The 19,900-nt window shown below is 38.7% G+C and carries 18 protein-coding genes and 1 rRNA gene; 16 read left to right on the top strand and 3 right to left on the bottom strand.

The features are described from left to right. The first annotated feature begins 209 nt into the window (after positions 1–209). From NYE73_RS20945 to NYE73_RS20895, 11 genes are all read left to right on the top strand, one after another. Positions 210–1,214 carry an ABC transporter permease gene (locus NYE73_RS20945; protein WP_259951034.1) on the top strand — a complete coding sequence of 335 codons (1,005 nt, stop codon included), beginning with the start codon at positions 210–212 and terminating at the stop codon, positions 1,212–1,214. 12 nt (positions 1,215–1,226) lie between these two features. After that, positions 1,227–2,123: a nickel transporter permease gene (nikC, locus tag NYE73_RS20940; protein WP_054549024.1), complete on the top strand. Its 897-nt coding sequence runs from the start codon at positions 1,227–1,229 to the stop codon at positions 2,121–2,123. 277 nt (positions 2,124–2,400) lie between these two features. Then, positions 2,401–3,018: a TerD family protein gene (locus NYE73_RS20935; protein ID WP_259951035.1), complete on the top strand. Its 618-nt coding sequence runs from the start codon at positions 2,401–2,403 to the stop codon at positions 3,016–3,018. A gap of 30 nt (positions 3,019–3,048) precedes the next feature. Then, positions 3,049–3,630 (top strand): TerD family protein, encoded by a 582-nt coding sequence (locus tag NYE73_RS20930; protein WP_048394760.1) that lies wholly within the window; start codon positions 3,049–3,051, stop codon positions 3,628–3,630. A 34-nt stretch (positions 3,631–3,664) separates the two neighbouring features. Further along, positions 3,665–4,240: a TerD family protein gene (locus NYE73_RS20925; protein WP_016994007.1), complete on the top strand. Its 576-nt coding sequence runs from the start codon at positions 3,665–3,667 to the stop codon at positions 4,238–4,240. Between the two features lie 321 nt (positions 4,241–4,561). Continuing rightward, positions 4,562–5,755 (top strand): HpcH/HpaI aldolase/citrate lyase family protein, encoded by a 1,194-nt coding sequence (locus tag NYE73_RS20920; protein ID WP_054549025.1) that lies wholly within the window; start codon positions 4,562–4,564, stop codon positions 5,753–5,755. Continuing rightward, positions 5,736–7,094 (top strand): phosphoribosyltransferase family protein, encoded by a 1,359-nt coding sequence (locus NYE73_RS20915; RefSeq protein WP_259951036.1) that lies wholly within the window; start codon positions 5,736–5,738, stop codon positions 7,092–7,094. The genes NYE73_RS20920 and NYE73_RS20915 overlap by 20 nt, the downstream gene beginning before the upstream one ends. After that, the gene (locus NYE73_RS20910) at positions 7,091–8,191 is read left to right on the top strand and encodes a cysteine protease StiP family protein (protein ID WP_259951037.1); all 1,101 of its coding nucleotides are present in this window, start codon (positions 7,091–7,093) and stop codon (positions 8,189–8,191) included. The genes NYE73_RS20915 and NYE73_RS20910 overlap by 4 nt, the downstream gene beginning before the upstream one ends. 11 nt (positions 8,192–8,202) lie before the next feature. Next, positions 8,203–9,015: an HAD family hydrolase gene (locus tag NYE73_RS20905; protein WP_054549028.1), complete on the top strand. Its 813-nt coding sequence runs from the start codon at positions 8,203–8,205 to the stop codon at positions 9,013–9,015. A 95-nt stretch (positions 9,016–9,110) separates the two neighbouring features. Beyond that, entirely contained in the window at positions 9,111–10,742 is a 1,632-nt protein-coding gene (locus NYE73_RS20900) for a YceG family protein (protein ID WP_259951038.1), read from the top strand. 22 nt (positions 10,743–10,764) lie between these two features. Further along, a complete protein-coding gene (locus NYE73_RS20895) occupies positions 10,765–11,799 on the top strand; it encodes a toxic anion resistance protein (protein WP_259951039.1) in 1,035 nt (344 codons plus the stop codon). 126 nt (positions 11,800–11,925) lie between these two features. Here NYE73_RS20895 and NYE73_RS20890 read toward each other — a convergent pair whose 3' ends face one another. Beyond that, on the bottom strand, positions 11,926–13,014 hold the full coding sequence (locus NYE73_RS20890) for an FUSC family protein (protein ID WP_048394747.1): 1,089 nt from the start codon (positions 13,012–13,014) through the stop codon (positions 11,926–11,928). Positions 13,015–13,149: 135 nt separating this feature from the next. After that, positions 13,150–14,436 (bottom strand): glutamate-1-semialdehyde 2,1-aminomutase, encoded by a 1,287-nt coding sequence (locus tag NYE73_RS20885; RefSeq protein WP_259951040.1) that lies wholly within the window; start codon positions 14,434–14,436, stop codon positions 13,150–13,152. A 129-nt stretch (positions 14,437–14,565) separates the two neighbouring features. Between NYE73_RS20885 and bcp the strand changes: the two genes are divergently transcribed. The 3 genes from bcp to perR all read left to right on the top strand — a co-directional run bounded on the left by bcp (position 14,566) and on the right by perR (position 16,548). Continuing rightward, positions 14,566–15,042, top strand: coding sequence for a thioredoxin-dependent thiol peroxidase (gene bcp, locus NYE73_RS20880; protein WP_048394742.1), 477 nt, complete (start codon positions 14,566–14,568; stop codon positions 15,040–15,042). After that, positions 15,039–15,983: a D-2-hydroxyacid dehydrogenase gene (locus tag NYE73_RS20875; protein WP_048394740.1), complete on the top strand. Its 945-nt coding sequence runs from the start codon at positions 15,039–15,041 to the stop codon at positions 15,981–15,983. Before bcp ends, NYE73_RS20875 begins: the two co-directional genes overlap by 4 nt. 121 nt (positions 15,984–16,104) lie before the next feature. Continuing rightward, positions 16,105–16,548: a peroxide-responsive transcriptional repressor PerR gene (gene perR, locus NYE73_RS20870; RefSeq protein ID WP_004230508.1), complete on the top strand. Its 444-nt coding sequence runs from the start codon at positions 16,105–16,107 to the stop codon at positions 16,546–16,548. A 22-nt stretch (positions 16,549–16,570) separates the two neighbouring features. Here the strand turns inward: perR and NYE73_RS20865 are convergent, their stop codons facing one another. After that, the gene (locus tag NYE73_RS20865; RefSeq protein WP_048394737.1) at positions 16,571–16,921 is read right to left on the bottom strand and encodes a YgzB family protein; all 351 of its coding nucleotides are present in this window, start codon (positions 16,919–16,921) and stop codon (positions 16,571–16,573) included. Positions 16,922–17,070: 149 nt separating this feature from the next. Between NYE73_RS20865 and NYE73_RS20860 the strand changes: the two genes are divergently transcribed. Together NYE73_RS20860 and NYE73_RS20855 are read left to right on the top strand one after the other, a co-directional pair. Further along, entirely contained in the window at positions 17,071–17,958 is an 888-nt protein-coding gene (locus NYE73_RS20860) for a nucleotidyltransferase-like protein (protein WP_016994017.1), read from the top strand. 349 nt (positions 17,959–18,307) lie between these two features. Beyond that, a 16S ribosomal RNA gene (locus NYE73_RS20855) occupies positions 18,308–19,859 on the top strand. Positions 19,860–19,900 lie beyond the last annotated feature (41 nt).

Raw genomic sequence — 19,900 nt, 5'->3', positions numbered from 1 at the left:
TAATTGAACAAAGGAATGTGAAGAATCTGCTTGCTTTTCTGCGGGTAAGCCGTGGAAATCTCGCAGATTCTTTTCAAGTAAAGATAATGATTATTTCCTGTATGAAAGAATTCAACTAAACATTCAAAACCGTTTAGTGAAGGCTCAACCTTTCAACAGTATATAAAGACTTCACAGTAGATTATGAAAATCATAGAGAGGTGATGAAAATGCTTCACTATATGGGGAGACGTTTACTTCAACTAATCCCAGTTTTGCTTGGAATGACTTTTATCGTCTTTATGTTGATACGGGCAATTCCTGGAAATCCAGCACAAGTTATTTTAGGACAACAGGCAACAAAAGAGGCGGTCGAGGCGTTAAACGCAAGTTTAGGATTAAATAAGCCTTGGTATACACAATATTTTAGTTACTTAGCAGGTATTTTTCAGGGAGATTTAGGGGTTTCCCTACGTACGAAACTACCTGTATCAGAAGAAATTTTCCCATACTTAGCAGCAACGGCCGAACTTGCACTATTTGCGATGATCATTGCGATTGTTATTGGTGTGAATGCTGGCATTATTTCTGCGTGGTTCCAAAATTCTTGGTTTGATTATACAGCAATGATTATAGCGTTAATCGGTGTATCTGTACCCGTGTTCTGGCTTGGATTGATGGAGCAATGGACATTTAGTAGTAAGCTTGGATGGCTGCCTACATCTGGTCGAGAAGATGTGCGAAATCCAATTACCGCCATAACCCATTTCTATTTATTGGATACGCTTATTCAAGGCCGCTTTGATCAATTCATCGAAGTTATAAAACGATTAATATTACCAGGAGTAGCACTTGCAACGATTCCGATGGCTATCATTGCCAGAATCACAAGGTCCTCCATGCTGGAAGTTATGCGTTCAGATTATGTAAGGACTGCAAGAGCAAAAGGACAAAAAATGTTTATTGTTGTTTATAAGCATGCATTAAAGAATGCAGTTATTCCTGTGTTAACGGTAATTGGTCTACAAACTGGATTACTGCTAGGTGGTGCCATTTTAACAGAGACGATTTTTAGTTGGCCAGGAATTGGTCGTTATATTTATGATGCGATTGGCTTCAGGGATTATCCCGTTATTCAATCAGGTATTCTCGTCGTTGCATTTATTTTCATCATGATTAACTTAATCGTGGATTTACTGTACACAGTAGTCGACCCACGGATTAAATACAAATAGAAGGGAGTTGCAATGATGACTGGAGCAATCGATATAAAAAAAGAAGTATCACCAGTTCGAGAAAAGGCAGTAGGTCCATGGCTCGAAGGGTGGCGTAGTTTTAAAAAGAGTAAAGTATCCCTTGTTGGAGCAGGAATTGTTATATTTTTTATTATACTAGCTGTCATTGGTCCGTTCATTGCACCACAGGGCATCAATGAACAAGATTTAACGAAGCGTTTACTGGCACCATCCGCTGATCATTGGTTTGGAACGGATGATTTTGGACGGGATATTTTTTCCAGGATCATTCACGGTGCAAGGATTTCGCTATGGGTAGGCTTTTTCTCTGTTATTTTGTCCGTGATAATTGGTAGTTTACTTGGCATCATTGCAGGTTATTATGGAAAATGGATCGATACGATAATTTCACGTATTTTTGATATTATGCTAGCTTTCCCTAGTATGCTACTAGCGATTGCAGTAGTATCAGTGCTTGGTCCATCTTTACAAAATGCATTAATCGCCATTGCTATTATTAACGTACCGAATTTTGGGCGCTTAATCCGTTCTAAGGTTTTAAGTGTCAAGGAAGAGGAATATATAGTAGCGGCAAAAGCAATTGGTATGCGTGATGCACGAATTCTATTTTCGCATATTTTGCCGAATTCCATAACCCCAATAATTGTACAGGGAACACTAGCAATTGCGACAGCCATTATTGAAGCGGCAGCATTAGGTTTTCTTGGGCTAGGGGCTCAAGCTCCAGCACCAGAATGGGGAAAAATGTTAGCGGATGCACGGAAGTTCTTATTAAATGCTCCGTGGACGATGATTTTCCCTGGTTTAGCTATTATGTTAACAGTTTTAGGCTTTAATCTAATGGGTGATGGACTACGAGATGCACTTGATCCAAAAATGAAAAGTTAGTAAATAAGACAATAGCCTTCTACAAGTTAGAAGGTTTTTTTAGCTGCTTGGACCATTGGATATAAAAGGAACATTTTTACTACAAAAACGTTTTATAATATAGAAAAAGACGTGAGGGGCTTTCAAAAATAAGAGAAAACACCTTTTTGGAGCCATTAATTGAATTTTTTGTCACGTTATTTTAGACTTAATTTAAGTAGAAATCTTTTAGCTTAGTAGATTATTGCTTACCATAAAATCTTTCGACTGAAATACATATTTTAGGAGGGTGTTAGAATTGGGGATTAATTTACAAAAAGGACAAAGAGTTGATTTAACAAAGGGTAACGCAGGATTAAATAAAATTAAAGTTGGTTTAGGGTGGGACCCTGTAGGCCAAGAGAAAAGTGGCGGCTTTTTAGGTGGTTTATTTTCTAGCAGAAATAGTGGCAGTAGCAGAAGTATCGACTGTGATGCTTCGGTATTAATGTTACAAGATGATAAGGTTGTAGCGGGTGACGATGTTGTTTATTTCGGAAAATTAACAAGTAGCTGCGGTTCTGTTCGACATTCAGGTGATAATTTAACAGGTGATGGTGATGGTGATGATGAGGTAATTACAATTGAACTATCGTCTGTACCTTCGCAATATAACAAGCTTGTGTTTGTTGTAAACATTTATGATGCGGCAGGTCGCAATCAACACTTTGGTATGATTCATAATGCATATATTCGTGTGTATGATGACAGGACAGGAAGCGAACTAATTCGCTATAATTTAACTGATAATTATTCGAATTTAACGACGTTAGTATGTGGAGAAATTTACCGTCATAATAACGAATGGAAATTTGCTGCGGTTGGTACGGGAACAAATGACATAAAGCTTGGCGACGTTGTTCGAAGATATCAATAAATAATTGACTAAATAGGAGGAATAAAAATTATGGGCATTTCACTACAAAAAGGTCAAAAGGTAGATTTAACTAAAACAAATCCAGGATTAACGAATGTGGTTGTAGGTTTAGGCTGGGATACAAATAAATATGATGGTGGTCATGATTTTGACTTAGACTCCTCTGTGTTTTTACTTGCTGATACAGGTAAAGTTGCAGATCAAAATGATTTTATTTTTTATAACAACACTACAGGTGGCAATGGTTCAGTTGAGCATTCAGGCGATAATTTAACAGGTGTAGGCGAAGGTGACGATGAAGTGGTGAAAGTGGCATTAACTCAAGTACCTGCTCATGTTCAGCGACTAGCCTTCACAGTAACCATTCATGATGCAGAGTCTCGCAGTCAAAACTTCGGTATGGTGTCTAATGCCTATATTCGTATTATGAATGCTGCTTCCAACGAAGAAATTATTCGCTATGATTTAGGCGAGGACTTCAGTATTGAAACAGCTATTGTTGTAGGGGAATTATATCGTCATAACGGAGAATGGAAATTTAATGCGATTGGTGCAGGCTATCAAGGTGGCTTAGCTGCTTTATGTAATGATTATGGCTTAAGTGTAAACTAAAATTTCATCTTTGGACAGAAAGGGAGATTTTTGAATGGCTATACAATTAAGTAAAGGGCAACGTATTGATTTAACAAAGCAAGATCCAGGCTTAAATAGCATTGGCATTGGTTTAGGCTGGGATGTAAAGCAATTTGATGGTGGACAAGACTTTGACCTGGATGCATCTGTATTTTTACTAGATGCTTCAGGTAAATGTCGTAATGAACAGGACTTTATTTTCTATAATAATCTAGCCAGCCCAGACCAGTCTGTTGTCCATACGGGAGATAATCGTACAGGTGCAGGGGATGGGGATGATGAAAAAATTCTTGTCAACTTAAAGCAAGTATCACCTCAAATTGAAAAAATTGTAGTGACGGTTACTATTTACGATGCCGAGGGACGTCATCAAAACTTCGGGCAAGTCTTAAATGCCTATGTACGATTGACGAACGAAGAGTCGGGATCAGAGGTATTGCGTTACGATTTAGGTGAAGATTTCAGTATTGAAACGGCTGTAGTATTTTGTGAGCTGTACCGACATAATGGTGAGTGGAAATTTGCTGCAGTAGGTTCAGGTTACCAGGGTGGACTAGCTGCTTTAATCAATGCATATGGCCTACAGTAACTATGGGACATTGGTGCATGGTGGAGGATCTGATGTGGATGTATTAAATGAGATATTAAATACATATGCACAGTTTTTAAACTAGTAGATGTAACAAGGGCTTATCATAATACACTGAAAATGTGTGTTAGTATATTGGGGCTACCATCCTTCGCATGAAATTTTCGTTATTATTTTAATAGCTGCATTCTTATTGACATTTGTTATTTACAAGTTGAAGAAGAAAACAGCAGTGTAAACAAGGCACTGTATTAGTCTGTATGGAACAGGCTGATACAGTGCTTTTTTCACAAAAGGCATAGTTACTGGGGAGAGGATTAGATGCAACATTTTGCAACAGAAGCAGAGATGATTTTTTATAAGAAGCCACAGCCGTTTACAAAATGGGAAGCGGCGGATATTTTGTCATATGCCCTAGGTGCGACTTTGTATATGCCAGCTTCCATGCCTACGATTGTGAGCTTGATCCGATCACAAAAATATAAGGAACTCACATCACTTGTCATTGATTTGGAGGATGCAGTTGGAGATGCAGAGTTAGTAGATTGTGAAGCTAAGCTGATAGAGGATATTAGTGAATTATATGCACTCTATCAGCAAAAACAGCTATTACTTCAGGAGCTCCCTTTACTTTTTGTTCGAGTACGTCATGTTGAGCAATTTCAAAGGCTAACAACTGTTTTAGGGAAAAAGCAAGAAATATTAACTGGCTATGTCTTTCCAAAGTTTACAGCAGAACAGGGTGCCCGTTATTTCGAGTTGCTTGAACAAACCATTTTAGAAAATGATTTAATTTTATATGGTATGCCAATTTTAGAAAGTCGTGAGGTACTATATAAGGAATCTCGCATGGAAGCGTTATTAGACATTAAAGCGGTTCTACATCAATACAAAGCCCGTGTATTAAATGTACGAATTGGTGCTACCGATTTTTGTGGTATTTACGGAATTCGCAGGCGTATGGATTCTACCATTTATGATATTAGTGTCATACGAGATTGTATTGCAGATATTGTCAATATCTTAGGTCGTGAGGAAGATGGTTTTATTATTTCTGGGCCTGTGTGGGAGTATTTTAATAATCAGCGTGTATTAAAGCCCGCGCTTAGAGTGACACCATTTAGTGAGAAAGGCGCGCTTGATACAAGGAAAGCGTTATTAGACGATTGTTTAGATGGATTAATGAAAGAAGTTTTAATGGATAAACAAAATGGCATAGTGGGAAAAACAATTATTCATCCGAGCCATATCCGTGTTGTGCATGCCCTGTATGCTATTTCGTATGAGGAATACTTAGATGCGCTAAGTATTATAGAAAATAATGATGGACAAAAAGGTGTTATGAAAAGTCACTATGCTAATAAAATGAATGAAATTAAGCCACATATGAGATGGGCACAACGGATTTTAAAACAGGCTCATGTCTATGGTGTTTATCATGAATCTGTCGATTTTGCCTCACTTTTATTACAGTCTGAAATAGGTGGTAGTGTATATGCAACAACAAATGAGTAAATTAAGCATTTTACCGAATTATTCAATTGATATTGAAATTACCTACAATCCCCATAATTTTGCGCTAACCGATTTGTTTAGAATGGCGGCTCGGATTAATAAGAAGAGACAATTTTTGTTTGTAAGCACGGTACTAGGCAAACATTTGGCTGTCCGTCCGCAAATCCCTTTACTGACAGGAACTCTTTTAGCAATGATGTATCAGCAGCATCTTACGGGACAAAAGGTAATGGCTTCGTCTGTCGTTACAGCTTTAAAAGACGGAGCTAATTTGGATGAAGTACAAAAATCCATAGAAGGAACCCTAGAATTAACGGATGAAACATTGTTTATTGGCTTTGCTGAGACAGCAACAGCACTTGGACACGCAGTATTTAATGCCTTTCACTCGAATGCTATGTATATCCACACAACACGTGAAGTGTTGCCCGATTTTGAGCCATTTGTTACGTTTGAAGAAGAACATTCACATGCGACAAGCCATAGAATTTATACGGAGGAACCAGAATTTTTACTGCAAACTAAGCGCATTGTGTTAATTGATGATGAGATTACTACTGGAAATACGGTCATTAATATTATTGAGACTTTAATACAGAAATTTCCTTTAGTGAGACAATATGCGGTACTATCTATTTTAGATTGGCGTTCCCAACAGCAGCAAACAATCTTTCAGCAATTAGAAGTACAATGGGGTATCTCTATAGAATTCATCTCCATTATGTGTGGGAATTTTAGCTGTTCAGGCATTCCAAGCTTAACCAGTACACAACCAAACTTACTAACACAGGTTGCACGAGATATGGACATTTGTCCGATTCAAGTATCTGTTGATCGCAAATTCTATCGTTCTGTTGCGGAGAATGGGTTAATAAATAAGTACCCCTATTTGCTAGCAACAGGGAGATTTATGCTCACGTCAAAACAGCATGTTGACCAAAAGCAAACGATACAAGCTATTGCTATGCAATTACAAGAGCTAAGAACAAATGGACCAGCGCTTGTTATTGGCTCGGGTGAGTTCATGTATGTTCCTATGCAAATTGCCTCTTATTTAGGAAATGATGTTTATTTTCAGTCAACTACTCGTAGTCCAATCTATTGTACGGATGATTTAGGATATACGATTAACGATAAAATAGCCTTTGAAAGTCCAGAAAATAACGGGGTCACTAATTTTTTATATAATCTTCAAAGCCAGTCTTACACGGAACTTTTTTTCATAGTGGAACGTATAGCAAGTAAAGAGGTAGTTGCTCGTGTGGTAAAGGCATTACAAGAAGCCACTAACGCCAAAGTATATGTAATTAGTATGCATGAATTGGAGGTAGAACGATGATATCGACTTTGCAGCCAGATAAAATGGGGAGTTATGCACCAGAGGACGTTATTTTTTTATTGCGTGATATTGGAAGTGCATTCCTTGAAATGGATAATGAGAAACGTGAACAACTCATTCAATCGGGTATACATTATTCGGAAATGCTGCCAGTGGAGAAGCAACCATCGGATACCTACATGAATCTTTTTTATAAAGCGCTAGATGTTCATGCAGAAAGAATAGCAATCGCCGTTGGAGTAGTGGCAGAGCAAATCATTGAAAAAAGAGGATTAGAAAATTTAATTCTTGTGAGTTTAGCTCGTGCAGGTACACCCATTGGTATTTTAATCAAACGGTATATAGCCATGCATTATCATGTGAATGTTCCACATTACTCCATTTCTATACTGCGAGGTCGTGGGTTTGATGAAACGGCAATTCGTTATATTTTGACACAGCATCCTCTAGGAAGTCTGCAATTTATTGATGGTTGGACAGGAAAAGGGGCAATTACCAATGAATTAATTCAATCCTGCCAAAAGTTTAATTTACAATATCAAGAACAGTTAAGTGCCGATTTAGCTGTTTTGGCTGATCCTGGCCATTGTGCAGCTATTTATGGAACTCGTGAGGATTTTTTAATACCATCTGCTTGTTTAAATTCCACTGTATCTGGATTAGTAAGTAGAACGGTATTAAATTTGCAGTTTATGGATGCAAACGATTTTCATGGTGCAAAATACTACAAAGAATTAGAGGCAATAGATGTCTCCAATCTGTACATAGAGCGTATCGTCACATGTTTTGAACAAGTACAGAGTAAAATTGTGCAACAAATTCAAGAGCAAGAAATCTCTCCAATTACTTGGGAGGGTATGAAGTCCGTGCAAACAATTCAACGAGATTTTGGTATTGATAATATTCATTTCATTAAGCCAGGTGTTGGGGAAACGACAAGAGTTTTGCTGAGAAGAATACCTTGGAAGATTTTAATTAATCCACAGTACATGCATGAATTGAAACATATTTTATTATTAGCGCAGGAAAAAAATGTATTGATTGAAGAGTATTCGAATATGTCCTATGCATGTTGTGGTTTGATCAAAGAATTATAGAGGAGAATATGATGATATTATTTACATCTGATTTAGATAGAACCCTTATTTATTCTAAACGCATGATGGAGATGTTTCCGCCAGCTACAGAGACAATCGTCGTTGAACACAAGGACGAAACAGCAATGAGTATGATGACACAGGCAACAGCACCCCTATTGCAACAGGTACACCAACATACTTTATTTGTACCTGTTACGACAAGAGCTTTACATCAATATAAAAGAATCCATTTTATTCATGATTTATGCCCTGCTTTTGCAATTACAAGCAATGGGGGTACAATAGTAGAAAAGGGTCAGCCATATGAAAAATGGACACAAACATTATCTAGACGTATTGAAGATTCCTCGATCCCTCGTATGGATATGCTAAAGCTTTTTCAGACAATTAAATCTGATACATGGCTACAACGATCTCTGTATATAGATGAGCTTTTTTATGTACATCATGTAGATATTGATATTTTACCATACGATGAATTACAAGCGATGATTCAAGAGTTTGATATGCATGGTTGGCATGTTCTGCTACAAGGAAAAAAATTGTATTTTATGCCCAAGGTGCTGACAAAGGAAGCGGCTATAGAATATATAAAAGAGTTCTGTACATACGATGTGCATATAGCAGCAGGTGATTCTATTATGGATTATGGCATGCTTGCAATGGCTGATTTAGGTTTTACACCAAATCATGGAGACTTAAAGGATAAACAGCCAAAATTTTTACAAAATACAACTTACTCGCCTCACAATGGTGAAGCATTTACAAAGAATTTATTGGAAACAGTTTTACAGATGGCATCACAACAAACGATCGTATAGATGTTCAAATATTTTTGTTGTCATTAGGTGAGACGTCCTATGACAAATGAATGCTTTAGCATAGGCTGAGGATGATTTTTAGGAGGTGCGTTTGTATGCAAACAATCACAATTAAATCAGTGTTGGAGCGTCATCCTGATGATTGGCTACAGGCGTTTCAAGATTCACCAAAGGATCGTGCATTTTATGAAACAACAGAGCAGCAAGTGAGCTTTAGTAGAATTGCTGTTCGTGTATTGGGCGTACCAATCGAAGAAGATGATTATTTCAATTCATTATTTACATTGTCACAGAACACTAACATCCATATTTTAAGTGAAGAATTAAATAAACATATTGAACCAAAAGACTTTCAGGCAATACAAACAATCCTTTCGCAGCATCAACAAACTCCACAAGGTCTATCTATTAATCGTTTAGTGGCAATGATGTATGGTTATCAATTAATTCCTAAGCATGATGACAGTGTAATGAATCGCCATTTACAGTTAGCAACCATTAAAGTAGTAGAGCTCTTTCAAAAACAGCAATCGTTAGGTTTGCTAGCAAATGACTTTCGCCGTTTTTTAATTGATATGGTGAAATGGCTAAAAAACCATTGGATTCTATGGACAAAATCCATGAAACCAACAGATGATTTTCCTAAAGTAGTTTGGTATGGGGAAGCAACTCTAAGTCAGCGCTATTTCTTATTGTTATTAATGGAGCTCGGTTGTGATGTGTTAATTTTTCATCCAGCTAAAATAGATGAATTTGCTGAGATTGATCCTAATGATACTTTCTCTATCACATATGCGTACGCCAATCAAACAACTTTACAGCCATTTCCTGATAAGTTGCGTGACCGGCAGGCAACGGTTGGATATCGATCTAGTCAGCATTTTGAGCAATTAATGCATGATCAGCAATCAGGTGTCTATAAGCCTTGGCAGTTTAAAGATTTTATGCCACGCTCCTTAACATTACGGATGACATATGATGATATTTTTATTTATGCAAAAGAGAAAGCTTTGGTTCGACCACAGTTTGAAGTAATTGGGGATGAGATTGTCATTCCAGTCATATTTGCCAAAATTAGTGGGGTTTCGAGCAGACGGGAAGAATACTGGTATTATATGCATCAGTTATTAGCAAATCCGCAAACTGTTTTTGTCCAGAAATTCCCCTATGCACCAATGAGTAGAGCGAATTTCCACTTTCACTATAAGCATTGCCTAGTAAATGGAGAACTATCAGTAGAGCGTATTATGCAAAGTGATTGGTGGCAATACGGTGAGTTAACATTGGAGCTACAGCGTGCGATTGCACACACGATAAAAACTTCCTGTGAGCAGCCCATGTTGAAACAGCAGCCAAATGAGACCTTATATGATTTACAGTTATTTTTATTTAAACAAATGTCGATGATTCCACAGGAGATCCTAAGATTACTACAAAGCTTTGACTATTCCCAAGAGGTACCGAAGCTGGTATTATACCAAGCACCTCAACAACCAGCTTTATCACGTGAAGATATAGCGTTATTGGCCTTTTTAAATCGATTTGGTGTGGATATTGTTTTTTATAATCCGACAGGACAACTAGATTTAGAAAAGCATTTGCAAGAGGATAGTTATGATGTACACCGTTTAGAGCATATGCTGTTTGACTTGCACTATGAAGAACCAAAGCCACAGAAAACTGCACCCGACAAAATCATAAAAAAACTCTTTAATCGTTTTTTCTGATGATAGGAAGGAGGCGGCACGAATGTCGAATAACTCGTTGACGCTGAAGCAGCTGACACTGGAAACAGCAGAAGCCTTCAAAGAACAGTTAAGGGATCATGCAGAGGTACGGCAAATTGCCAATCAAATCAATATAAAAAATCAGATAGAGCTATTAGCTTTGGGAAAAGAGCCGTCTACAAAATTAGCTACATTTGCAGATCAAATTTTAGCCATCATCACCCAGTCAACAACTTTCGAATCAAATGAATTATTTAAGCAGCTTGAAGCCCTTATGCAGACATTCGACAAACAAGATTTTACAGAGCAAAAGGGCTTTTTTAAAAAGCTGTTTGCACGTAAGACCAAAAATGATGGCGATTTATTTACGAAATATAATGGACTGGGGAGAGATATTGAGAAAATCCATTATCAATTTGTACTGATGGAAGAGGAATTAGCGAAGGATAACCGAGTACTTGCACGCTTATATCAAGAAGACCTCATGTACTATCTTGAGCTAGAAAAGTATATCGTAGCAACTGACATGAAGCTTCATGAGGTCCAAACAACATTGATTCCGATGTATGAAAAACAGAGTGAAGCAGGAAATCAGCTGGCGAAAATGGAGCTAAATCGTTTGCAAGGTATTGCAGAGATGCTCCAGCAAAAAATAGATGACTTAGAAAAATCGCGTATGGTGGCTATTATCACAGCCCCTCAAATCGATATGCTACGTAATGGTAACAGTGAATTGATAGAACAAATTAATGGGGCTTTTGTTAAAACCATTCCTGTTTTTAAAATGGGTTTGATGAATGCAGTTAATGAAAGACGTCAACAATTACAAAGTCAATCAGCCTCTGCCTTTGAAGATCGTATGAGGCAATTTGGGGGAGCTAGCAAGGAAGCGGTGCAATTAAGTACTGCCATGGCTCAACAATCCAGCACTACCAAGACTCTTGAAGAAATGTGGGATACTATTGTATCAGGCATTGCCAATTATCAGCATTTACGTGCTGAACAAATGGTCAAACGCCAACAAGCAGAGCAACAATTGCTAACATTGCGTTCTTAGCTCCTTTCCTCTAAGTAGATTACTACTTGGAGGTTTTTTGTATAAAAAAAAGCCGACAGACTTAGCTTCATTCAATGGGTGATCAAAATCCCCCTGAATCAAGGTAATCTGTCGCCAAAATGTTAGCTATATGAATTCTTCTTCAAATTCTACATTGATTTCATGTCCATGATAGCTTTGGTAAGAAACAATAAGTGTATCAAGATGTTCTAAGTTTTCCTCATAATCTAAAATACGCGATAAAATATAGAGTAGGTGATAGCTAGAAAACTCCGTATCGCCTTCTTCACGAGCAAAGTTGATTTGCTTGATGAAAATTTCCATCAGCTCATTACGTTGGACATAGTCAATGCTTTTACTCCACTCCGAATGCTCAGGCTTAAGCTTCCCTGTATATTTTAAGAGCAATTGCTCATGGTACGTTAGCAAGGAATCAAGTCTCTCCTGAATCATTAAATGAAATTGGGTGGGGAGCTGAGCTAATTCATTTTCGTGATTATGCAAACGCTGTAGCAATTCCAAGCTTTTCTTGGAAGTTAAAATCATTTGACGATAGACTACTAGTTTGCGAGCTTTGACATATTTTTTATTTTTAAAGTAATTACGCTCTTCCTTATATAAATCATACAGCGTATCCACTCGTAGCATACGGTTTTTAAACTTACTTAATGCTGTTTTTGTGGATGTATGCTCAGAAGCTTGCCGTACAGCCAGTCGTGTCCAACGAATAATATCATCTTGTAAAATATAAATTTTGCGAAATAGTTTTACCTCGTATTTAGGTGGTAAGAACACAAGATTTACGACAAATGCTGCTAATACCCCAACTAATATCGTAACAAAGCGTATCAAACCAAATGTTAAAAAGTCATCCCCTTGAAATTCCATAATAGCTACAACTGATACCAACGCTAGCGAAAGTGATTTTTCGAGTCTAAACTTTAACATTAAACCGATAGCTATTATGACAGCTATACCAATGGCAACGACATGGTGGCCAAAAAGCAAGCCAAAAATGACGGCAATTGTCGCACCTATAATATTCGCTTGTACTTGCTCCACAATGGTTTGGTAAGAACGATAAATAGAAGGCTGAATAGCAAAAATAGCTGCAATTCCAGCAAAAACAGGTGAAGGTAGTTTCAACAACTCTGCAATAAATAATGCAAATACGATAGCTACACCAGTTTTAAATACACGGGCACCTAATTTCATAAAGATGTCCTTTCTGTCTAATATTTTTTAGCTTCTTTACATTATAGAAGGAAGTGCTCATAAAATACATAGATTTGCATGGATGAATAAGAAAAAGGCGACTTCTACTTGCAAGTCGCCTTTTTCTTGTCAAGATTATAATTGAGAAAACGCAATATCTACTGCTTCAATTGTTTCCTTAATATCTGCTTCTGTATGCTCAGTTGTTAAGAACCATGCTTCATATTTAGAAGGAGCTAGATTAATACCTTGCTCAAGCATGTGTTTAAAGAAGCGCCCAAATATTTCACCATCAGAGCTTTCAGCTTGCTCATAGTTTTCTACCTTCACATCTGTAAAGTAAATAGTAAGCGCTCCTTTAAGACGATTTAACGTGATGGTTACGCCATGTTTTTTAGCAGCAGCTAAAACACCTTCTTCTAAAATTGCGCCTAATCTATCCATTTCCTCGTATATACCTGGTGTTTGTAGAACTTCTAGGCAAGCAATACCAGCTTGCATAGATGCAGGATTTCCAGCCATCGTACCCGCTTGGTATGCTGGGCCGAGGGGTGCCACAGTATCCATAATCTCTTTACGTCCGCCATAAGCACCGATTGGTAAACCACCACCAATAACTTTACCAAGTGCAGTTAGATCAGGTGTTAGGCCAAGTAAATTTTGAGCGCCACCATAGTGGAAGCGGAAGGCCGTGATGACCTCATCATAAATCGTTAGGGCCCCTTTTTCCTTTGCTGTAGCATGTACTAATTCAAGAAAGCCTGGCTTTGGTTCAACGATACCGAAGTTTCCTACTATTGGCTCGATTAAAATAGCTGCAATCTCCTCGCCCCATTTATCCATGGCTTCTGTAAAGGCTTCAGGGTTATTAAAAGGTACAGTAATAACTTCTTCAGCAGTCGAAGTTGTCACGCCCGCTGAATCTGGTGTTCCTAATGTTGCTGGACCTGATCCGGCAGCCACTAATACTAAATCAAAGTGCCCGTGGTAGCAACCAGCAAATTTCATGATTTTTGTACGTCCTGTATAGGCACGTGCCACACGAATCGTTGTCATAACAGCTTCTGTACCAGAGTTGTTAAAACGTACTTTATCCATCGACGGAATGGCTTCCTTTAACATTTTTGCGAAAGTAACTTCATACTCAGTCGGCGTCCCAAACAATGTACCATTTTCAGCTGCGTGCGTAATGGCCTTTGCAATATGAGGATGACCATGACCAGTAACGATTGGACCATATGCTGCTAGATAGTCGATATAACGATTGCCATCTACATCCCAAAAATAAGCGCCTTTTCCTCGCGCCATGGCTACAGGAGAACCGCCACCTACTGCTTTATATGAACGAGAAGGGCTGTTTACACCACCAACAATATGCTGTAATGCCTCTTCATGTATTGCTTCAGATTTTGCATGATTCATAGAATTGCCTCCTAACTTTTTATACGTAATCTATTGTAGACCTATCGGTGTAAGAAATCCAAAGAAATTAAGAGATATGACTTGATTTGTTACTTAGAGTAAAATAGGACCTACAGAGGAGGAGATTGTATGACATTACTAGAAGGACAAAAAGCGCCGGATTTTTCTCTATTGAACGAAAAGGGCGAGATGGTGCATTTAGCTGATTTTAAAGGAAAAAATGTTATTTTATACTTTTACCCAAAGGATATGACACCAGGCTGCACGACGGAGGCATGTGATTTTCGCGATAAGTTTGAGGACTTCAGTCATTTAAATGCTGTTGTTCTGGGTGTTAGCCCAGATAACGCAAGCAAGCATACAAAATTTATTGATAAGCATGGTTTGCCATTTTCATTATTAGTGGATGAGGACCATGCTATTGCTGAAGCTTATGATGTATGGGTTTTAAAGAAAATGTATGGACGTGAATATATGGGCATAGAGCGTTCAACGTTTTTAATTGATGCTGAGGGGAAGCTTGTAAAAGCTTGGCGCAAAGTTCGAGTGAAAAATCATATTGAAGAAGTATATGCTTATTTAGCAGAACAGGAGGCAAAACAATGAGAATCTATTTTACATTTGAACCTAGACCAGATTTACGAGAACCATTAGTAGCAGAATTTCCACAGCTTGAATTTATCTTTGAAAAGAGCATATCAAATGAAGAGCTTCAACAAGCGGATGTATTAGTTACATATGGTGAAGATTTAACAGAAGAGAGTATTCAATCTGCTACAAAGCTAAAATGGATTTTTGTTGCATCGGCAGGTATAGAAAAAATGCCAGCTCAGGCTATTATTGAACGCAGGATTCTAGTTTCAAATGTTCGTGGCATTCATAAAACGCCTATGGCTGAATCGATTCTTGCTCATATTTTAGCCATTAAACGAGCTTTGCCTTGGATGTATGAGCAGCAAAAGAAAAATGAATGGTCGAAAAAAACACAACAAACGGAATTACGAGATAGTACGGCACTTATTTTGGGGCCAGGTGCCATTGGTTCGGAAGTTGGGCGTTTATTGCAAGCTTTTGGTGTTACAACAATTGGCTGTAACCGCTCTGGTAAAGAAGCGGCCTATATGAATACGATGATTAGTTTTACCAATTTGAAAGAAGCACTACCTCTTGCAGATATCGTTATTTCTGTATTACCAAAAACAACAGAAACGACCCATTTATTAAAAGAAGAGCATTTTGTTGCGATGAAAAACAATGCGATCTTCATGAATTTTGGTCGAGGTAATTTAGTTGATGAAAACGTACTCATTCAAGCGATTGAAAGAAAGCAAATAGGACACGCAGTTTTAGATGTATTTGAAGAGGAGCCTCTGACATCCGACAATCCATTATGGACATTACCAAATGTTATAGTATCACCTCATGTATCCAGTCATTCTTCTCGTTATGTTGAGCGTAGCTTAGAAATTTTCAAGCCAAGCCTAACAAAATGGCTAAAGGGTGACACGGATTTAGAAAATGTTATGGATTTATCAAGAGGATATTAAGGAAAAAACCATTGATTTATTGAGGATAAGCAATGTGTGATTGTTGACGAAGTAGTACGAATTGGATACACTATTTATAACAATTATAAATTAATAATACTTATGGAAGAGGTGCATGACGATGTCTGCAACGCATTTACAAGATGCACTGGACACGTTGAAAACAACTGGTGTACGTATTACTCCTCAGCGTCATGCTATTTTGGAATATCTAATTCAATCAATGGCACATCCTACTGCCGATGAAATTTATAAAGCTCTTGAGGGTAAGTTCCCTAATATGAGTGTAGCGACTGTTTATAACAACCTGCGTGTATTTCGTGAAGTAGGTCTTGTGAAAGAGCTAACTTACGGGGATGCTTCAAGTCGCTTTGATTTCGTGACAAACGATCATTACCATATGATTTGTGAATGCTGTGGTAAGATCGTCGATTTCCATTATCCTGGACTCGACGAAATAGAGCATTTTGCATCACAGGTAACAGGCTTTGATGTGCATTCGCATCGCTTAGAGATATACGGCACTTGTCCATCATGTAAAGTTGCTACTGCTAAAGTACAATAAAAATCCTAGCTCTTAAAAAGGGCTAGGATTTTTTTGTTTTATTATAGGATTGATCGAACTCTTTACCTTCTAGAGTAGGATCAAGTGTTAATGGCTCATTGCAGTACATGCACATATCTACTCGGCCTAAAACCTTTGTATGTTTATGGCAATTAGGACACTCTACTTGAATAGCTCTTGTTGACAGTAATCCGATCCACGCATATACAACTGTGCTACCGATAATACAAAGAACACCTAGTGACATGAAAATTAAAACTAATATCGGGCTGTTTTTAAAGAAAATGCCTCCGTACATGACAATAAAACCAAAAAAGATTAGTGCTAATGCGAATGAACGAATTTTATTAATTTTACTTTTATAAGGTTTCATATTTCATCTTGCCTCCCAATCTAAAATCTACTATAACATATAAGGGCAAAGTATTTTAGCTTTGAACTGAATGAAAGAAGGAATACTCTTAGAGTATGTCGAATTTTTAACGGAACAAAACAACCTATATGAATAAAGGAGGGCTGAACATGGAGCAAGTACTGCGTCCGATATATCAAGAACGTGCGAGTCAGTCGAATACATTAGGCGTAATTTTAGTGGAAAAGCGTGAAGAACAAAGTAACGTTACAGATACATTTGATACGGTTTTACTCATTATCGTAAAAGAAGCAGAGCAACCAGTCTTTTCAAAACATTACTTATATGAAGGAAATAAAATCGCTCTACATACTGTTACGGAGAAATTAATTCGAAAATGGTTACTCATCGGTTCAAATAGAAAGGTTGTTGATTGGATATTCTTCGGTAGAGTATTATTTGATCGGAATGAATTTCTGCATAAACTAAAAATAGAATTGCAGGAATTTCCGTATAGTGGTCGTAAAATTAAAACAGGTATTCAATTTTCAAAGTTAATTCGTCGCTATTTGGAGGGGAAAGAATACTTTGATAAAGGAAGTTACTTAGATGCTTATAATCATGTTGTGGATTCGCTACATCATCTAGGCCGCCTATCTATTATCGATAGTGGCCTGTATCCTGAAGTAACTGTTTGGGCACAGGTGAAAAAAATCGAGCCAGCCATCTATAAGCTGTATGAAGAGCTAGTGACAAGTAATGAGCCAATAGAAAAGCGCTTAGAATTATTGTTTTTAGCAAGTGAGTTTTTAATCCACTCTCGTACACGAGATGGGGCACAGCATATATTAGAAGTCATGCAAACAAAAGAAATGTGGACTATTCAGGAATTACATGATCATCATGAACTTGTTAACTACTCAGTGGATTTAGAAGTGTTTGTTGAGTATCTAGTGGATAAAGGCTATATTCAAATTGAACCCATTGCAGCGAAAAATGATAGGATATTTCACCGTCATTACAAGGTAAATAAAGATGCTCTAGAAATGGGGCAATGACTGTAGTATGCTTGTAATCGAGGTATCTAAAAAATACCTCGATATTTTTTTAGAAAAGTAGTTGACGAATAATATCTTAGTATTGTATTATATTAATTGTCGCTAAGACATAAACGAATAACTCAGAAAAACACAAAAAACTTTTTTAAAAAAGTTGTTGACATGTTTTGAATGAGATGTTAATATAAAGAAGTCGCTGAAAAACGACTTAAATAATGAACCTTGAAAACTGAACAAGCAAAACGTAATCAATAAAGTTTTAAGTAGCTAGCTTCGGTTAGTGAACAAAACAAAAATTTTGGACATCAAACATGATGCCAGCAAAACAATTTGAGCTAATCAAATTTCTTTTATGGAGAGTTTGATCCTGGCTCAGGACGAACGCTGGCGGCGTGCCTAATACATGCAAGTCGAGCGAACAGAAAAGGAGCTTGCTCCTTTGACGTTAGCGGCGGACGGGTGAGTAACACGTGGGCAACCTACCCTATAGTTTGGGATAACTCCGGGAAACCGGGGCTAATACCGAATAATCTCTTTTGCTTCATGGTAAAAGACTGAAAGACGGTTTCGGCTGTCGCTATAGGATGGGCCCGCGGCGCATTAGCTAGTTGGTGAGGTAACGGCTCACCAAGGCGACGATGCGTAGCCGACCTGAGAGGGTGATCGGCCACACTGGGACTGAGACACGGCCCAGACTCCTACGGGAGGCAGCAGTAGGGAATCTTCCACAATGGGCGAAAGCCTGATGGAGCAACGCCGCGTGAGTGAAGAAGGTTTTCGGATCGTAAAACTCTGTTGTAAGGGAAGAACAAGTACAGTAGTAACTGGCTGTACCTTGACGGTACCTTATTAGAAAGCCACGGCTAACTACGTGCCAGCAGCCGCGGTAATACGTAGGTGGCAAGCGTTGTCCGGAATTATTGGGCGTAAAGCGCGCGCAGGCGGTCCTTTAAGTCTGATGTGAAAGCCCACGGCTCAACCGTGGAGGGTCATTGGAAACTGGGGGACTTGAGTGCAGAAGAGGAAAGTGGAATTCCAAGTGTAGCGGTGAAATGCGTAGAGATTTGGAGGAACACCAGTGGCGAAGGCGACTTTCTGGTCTGTAACTGACGCTGAGGCGCGAAAGCGTGGGGAGCAAACAGGATTAGATACCCTGGTAGTCCACGCCGTAAACGATGAGTGCTAAGTGTTAGGGGGTTTCCGCCCCTTAGTGCTGCAGCTAACGCATTAAGCACTCCGCCTGGGGAGTACGGTCGCAAGACTGAAACTCAAAGGAATTGACGGGGGCCCGCACAAGCGGTGGAGCATGTGGTTTAATTCGAAGCAACGCGAAGAACCTTACCAGGTCTTGACATCCCGTTGACCACTGTAGAGATATAGTTTCCCCTTCGGGGGCAACGGTGACAGGTGGTGCATGGTTGTCGTCAGCTCGTGTCGTGAGATGTTGGGTTAAGTCCCGCAACGAGCGCAACCCTTGATCTTAGTTGCCATCATTTAGTTGGGCACTCTAAGGTGACTGCCGGTGACAAACCGGAGGAAGGTGGGGATGACGTCAAATCATCATGCCCCTTATGACCTGGGCTACACACGTGCTACAATGGACGATACAAACGGTTGCCAACTCGCGAGAGGGAGCTAATCCGATAAAGTCGTTCTCAGTTCGGATTGTAGGCTGCAACTCGCCTACATGAAGCCGGAATCGCTAGTAATCGCGGATCAGCATGCCGCGGTGAATACGTTCCCGGGCCTTGTACACACCGCCCGTCACACCACGAGAGTTTGTAACACCCGAAGTCGGTGAGGTAACCTTTTGGAGCCAGCCGCCGAAGGTGGGATAGATGATTGGGGTGAAGTCGTAACAAGGTAGCCGTATCGGAAGGTGCGGCTGGATCACCTCCTTTCTAAGGATTATTTCGGAATACAAACCTTGGGTTTGTAAGAT

This window comes from Lysinibacillus sp. FSL K6-0102, assembly GCF_038003545.1.
Taxonomy (GTDB): Bacteria; Bacillota; Bacilli; order Bacillales_A; family Planococcaceae; genus Lysinibacillus; species Lysinibacillus capsici.
Note: the sequence above shows the minus strand (reverse complement) of the source record. Positions and strands in the feature narration are given on the sequence as shown.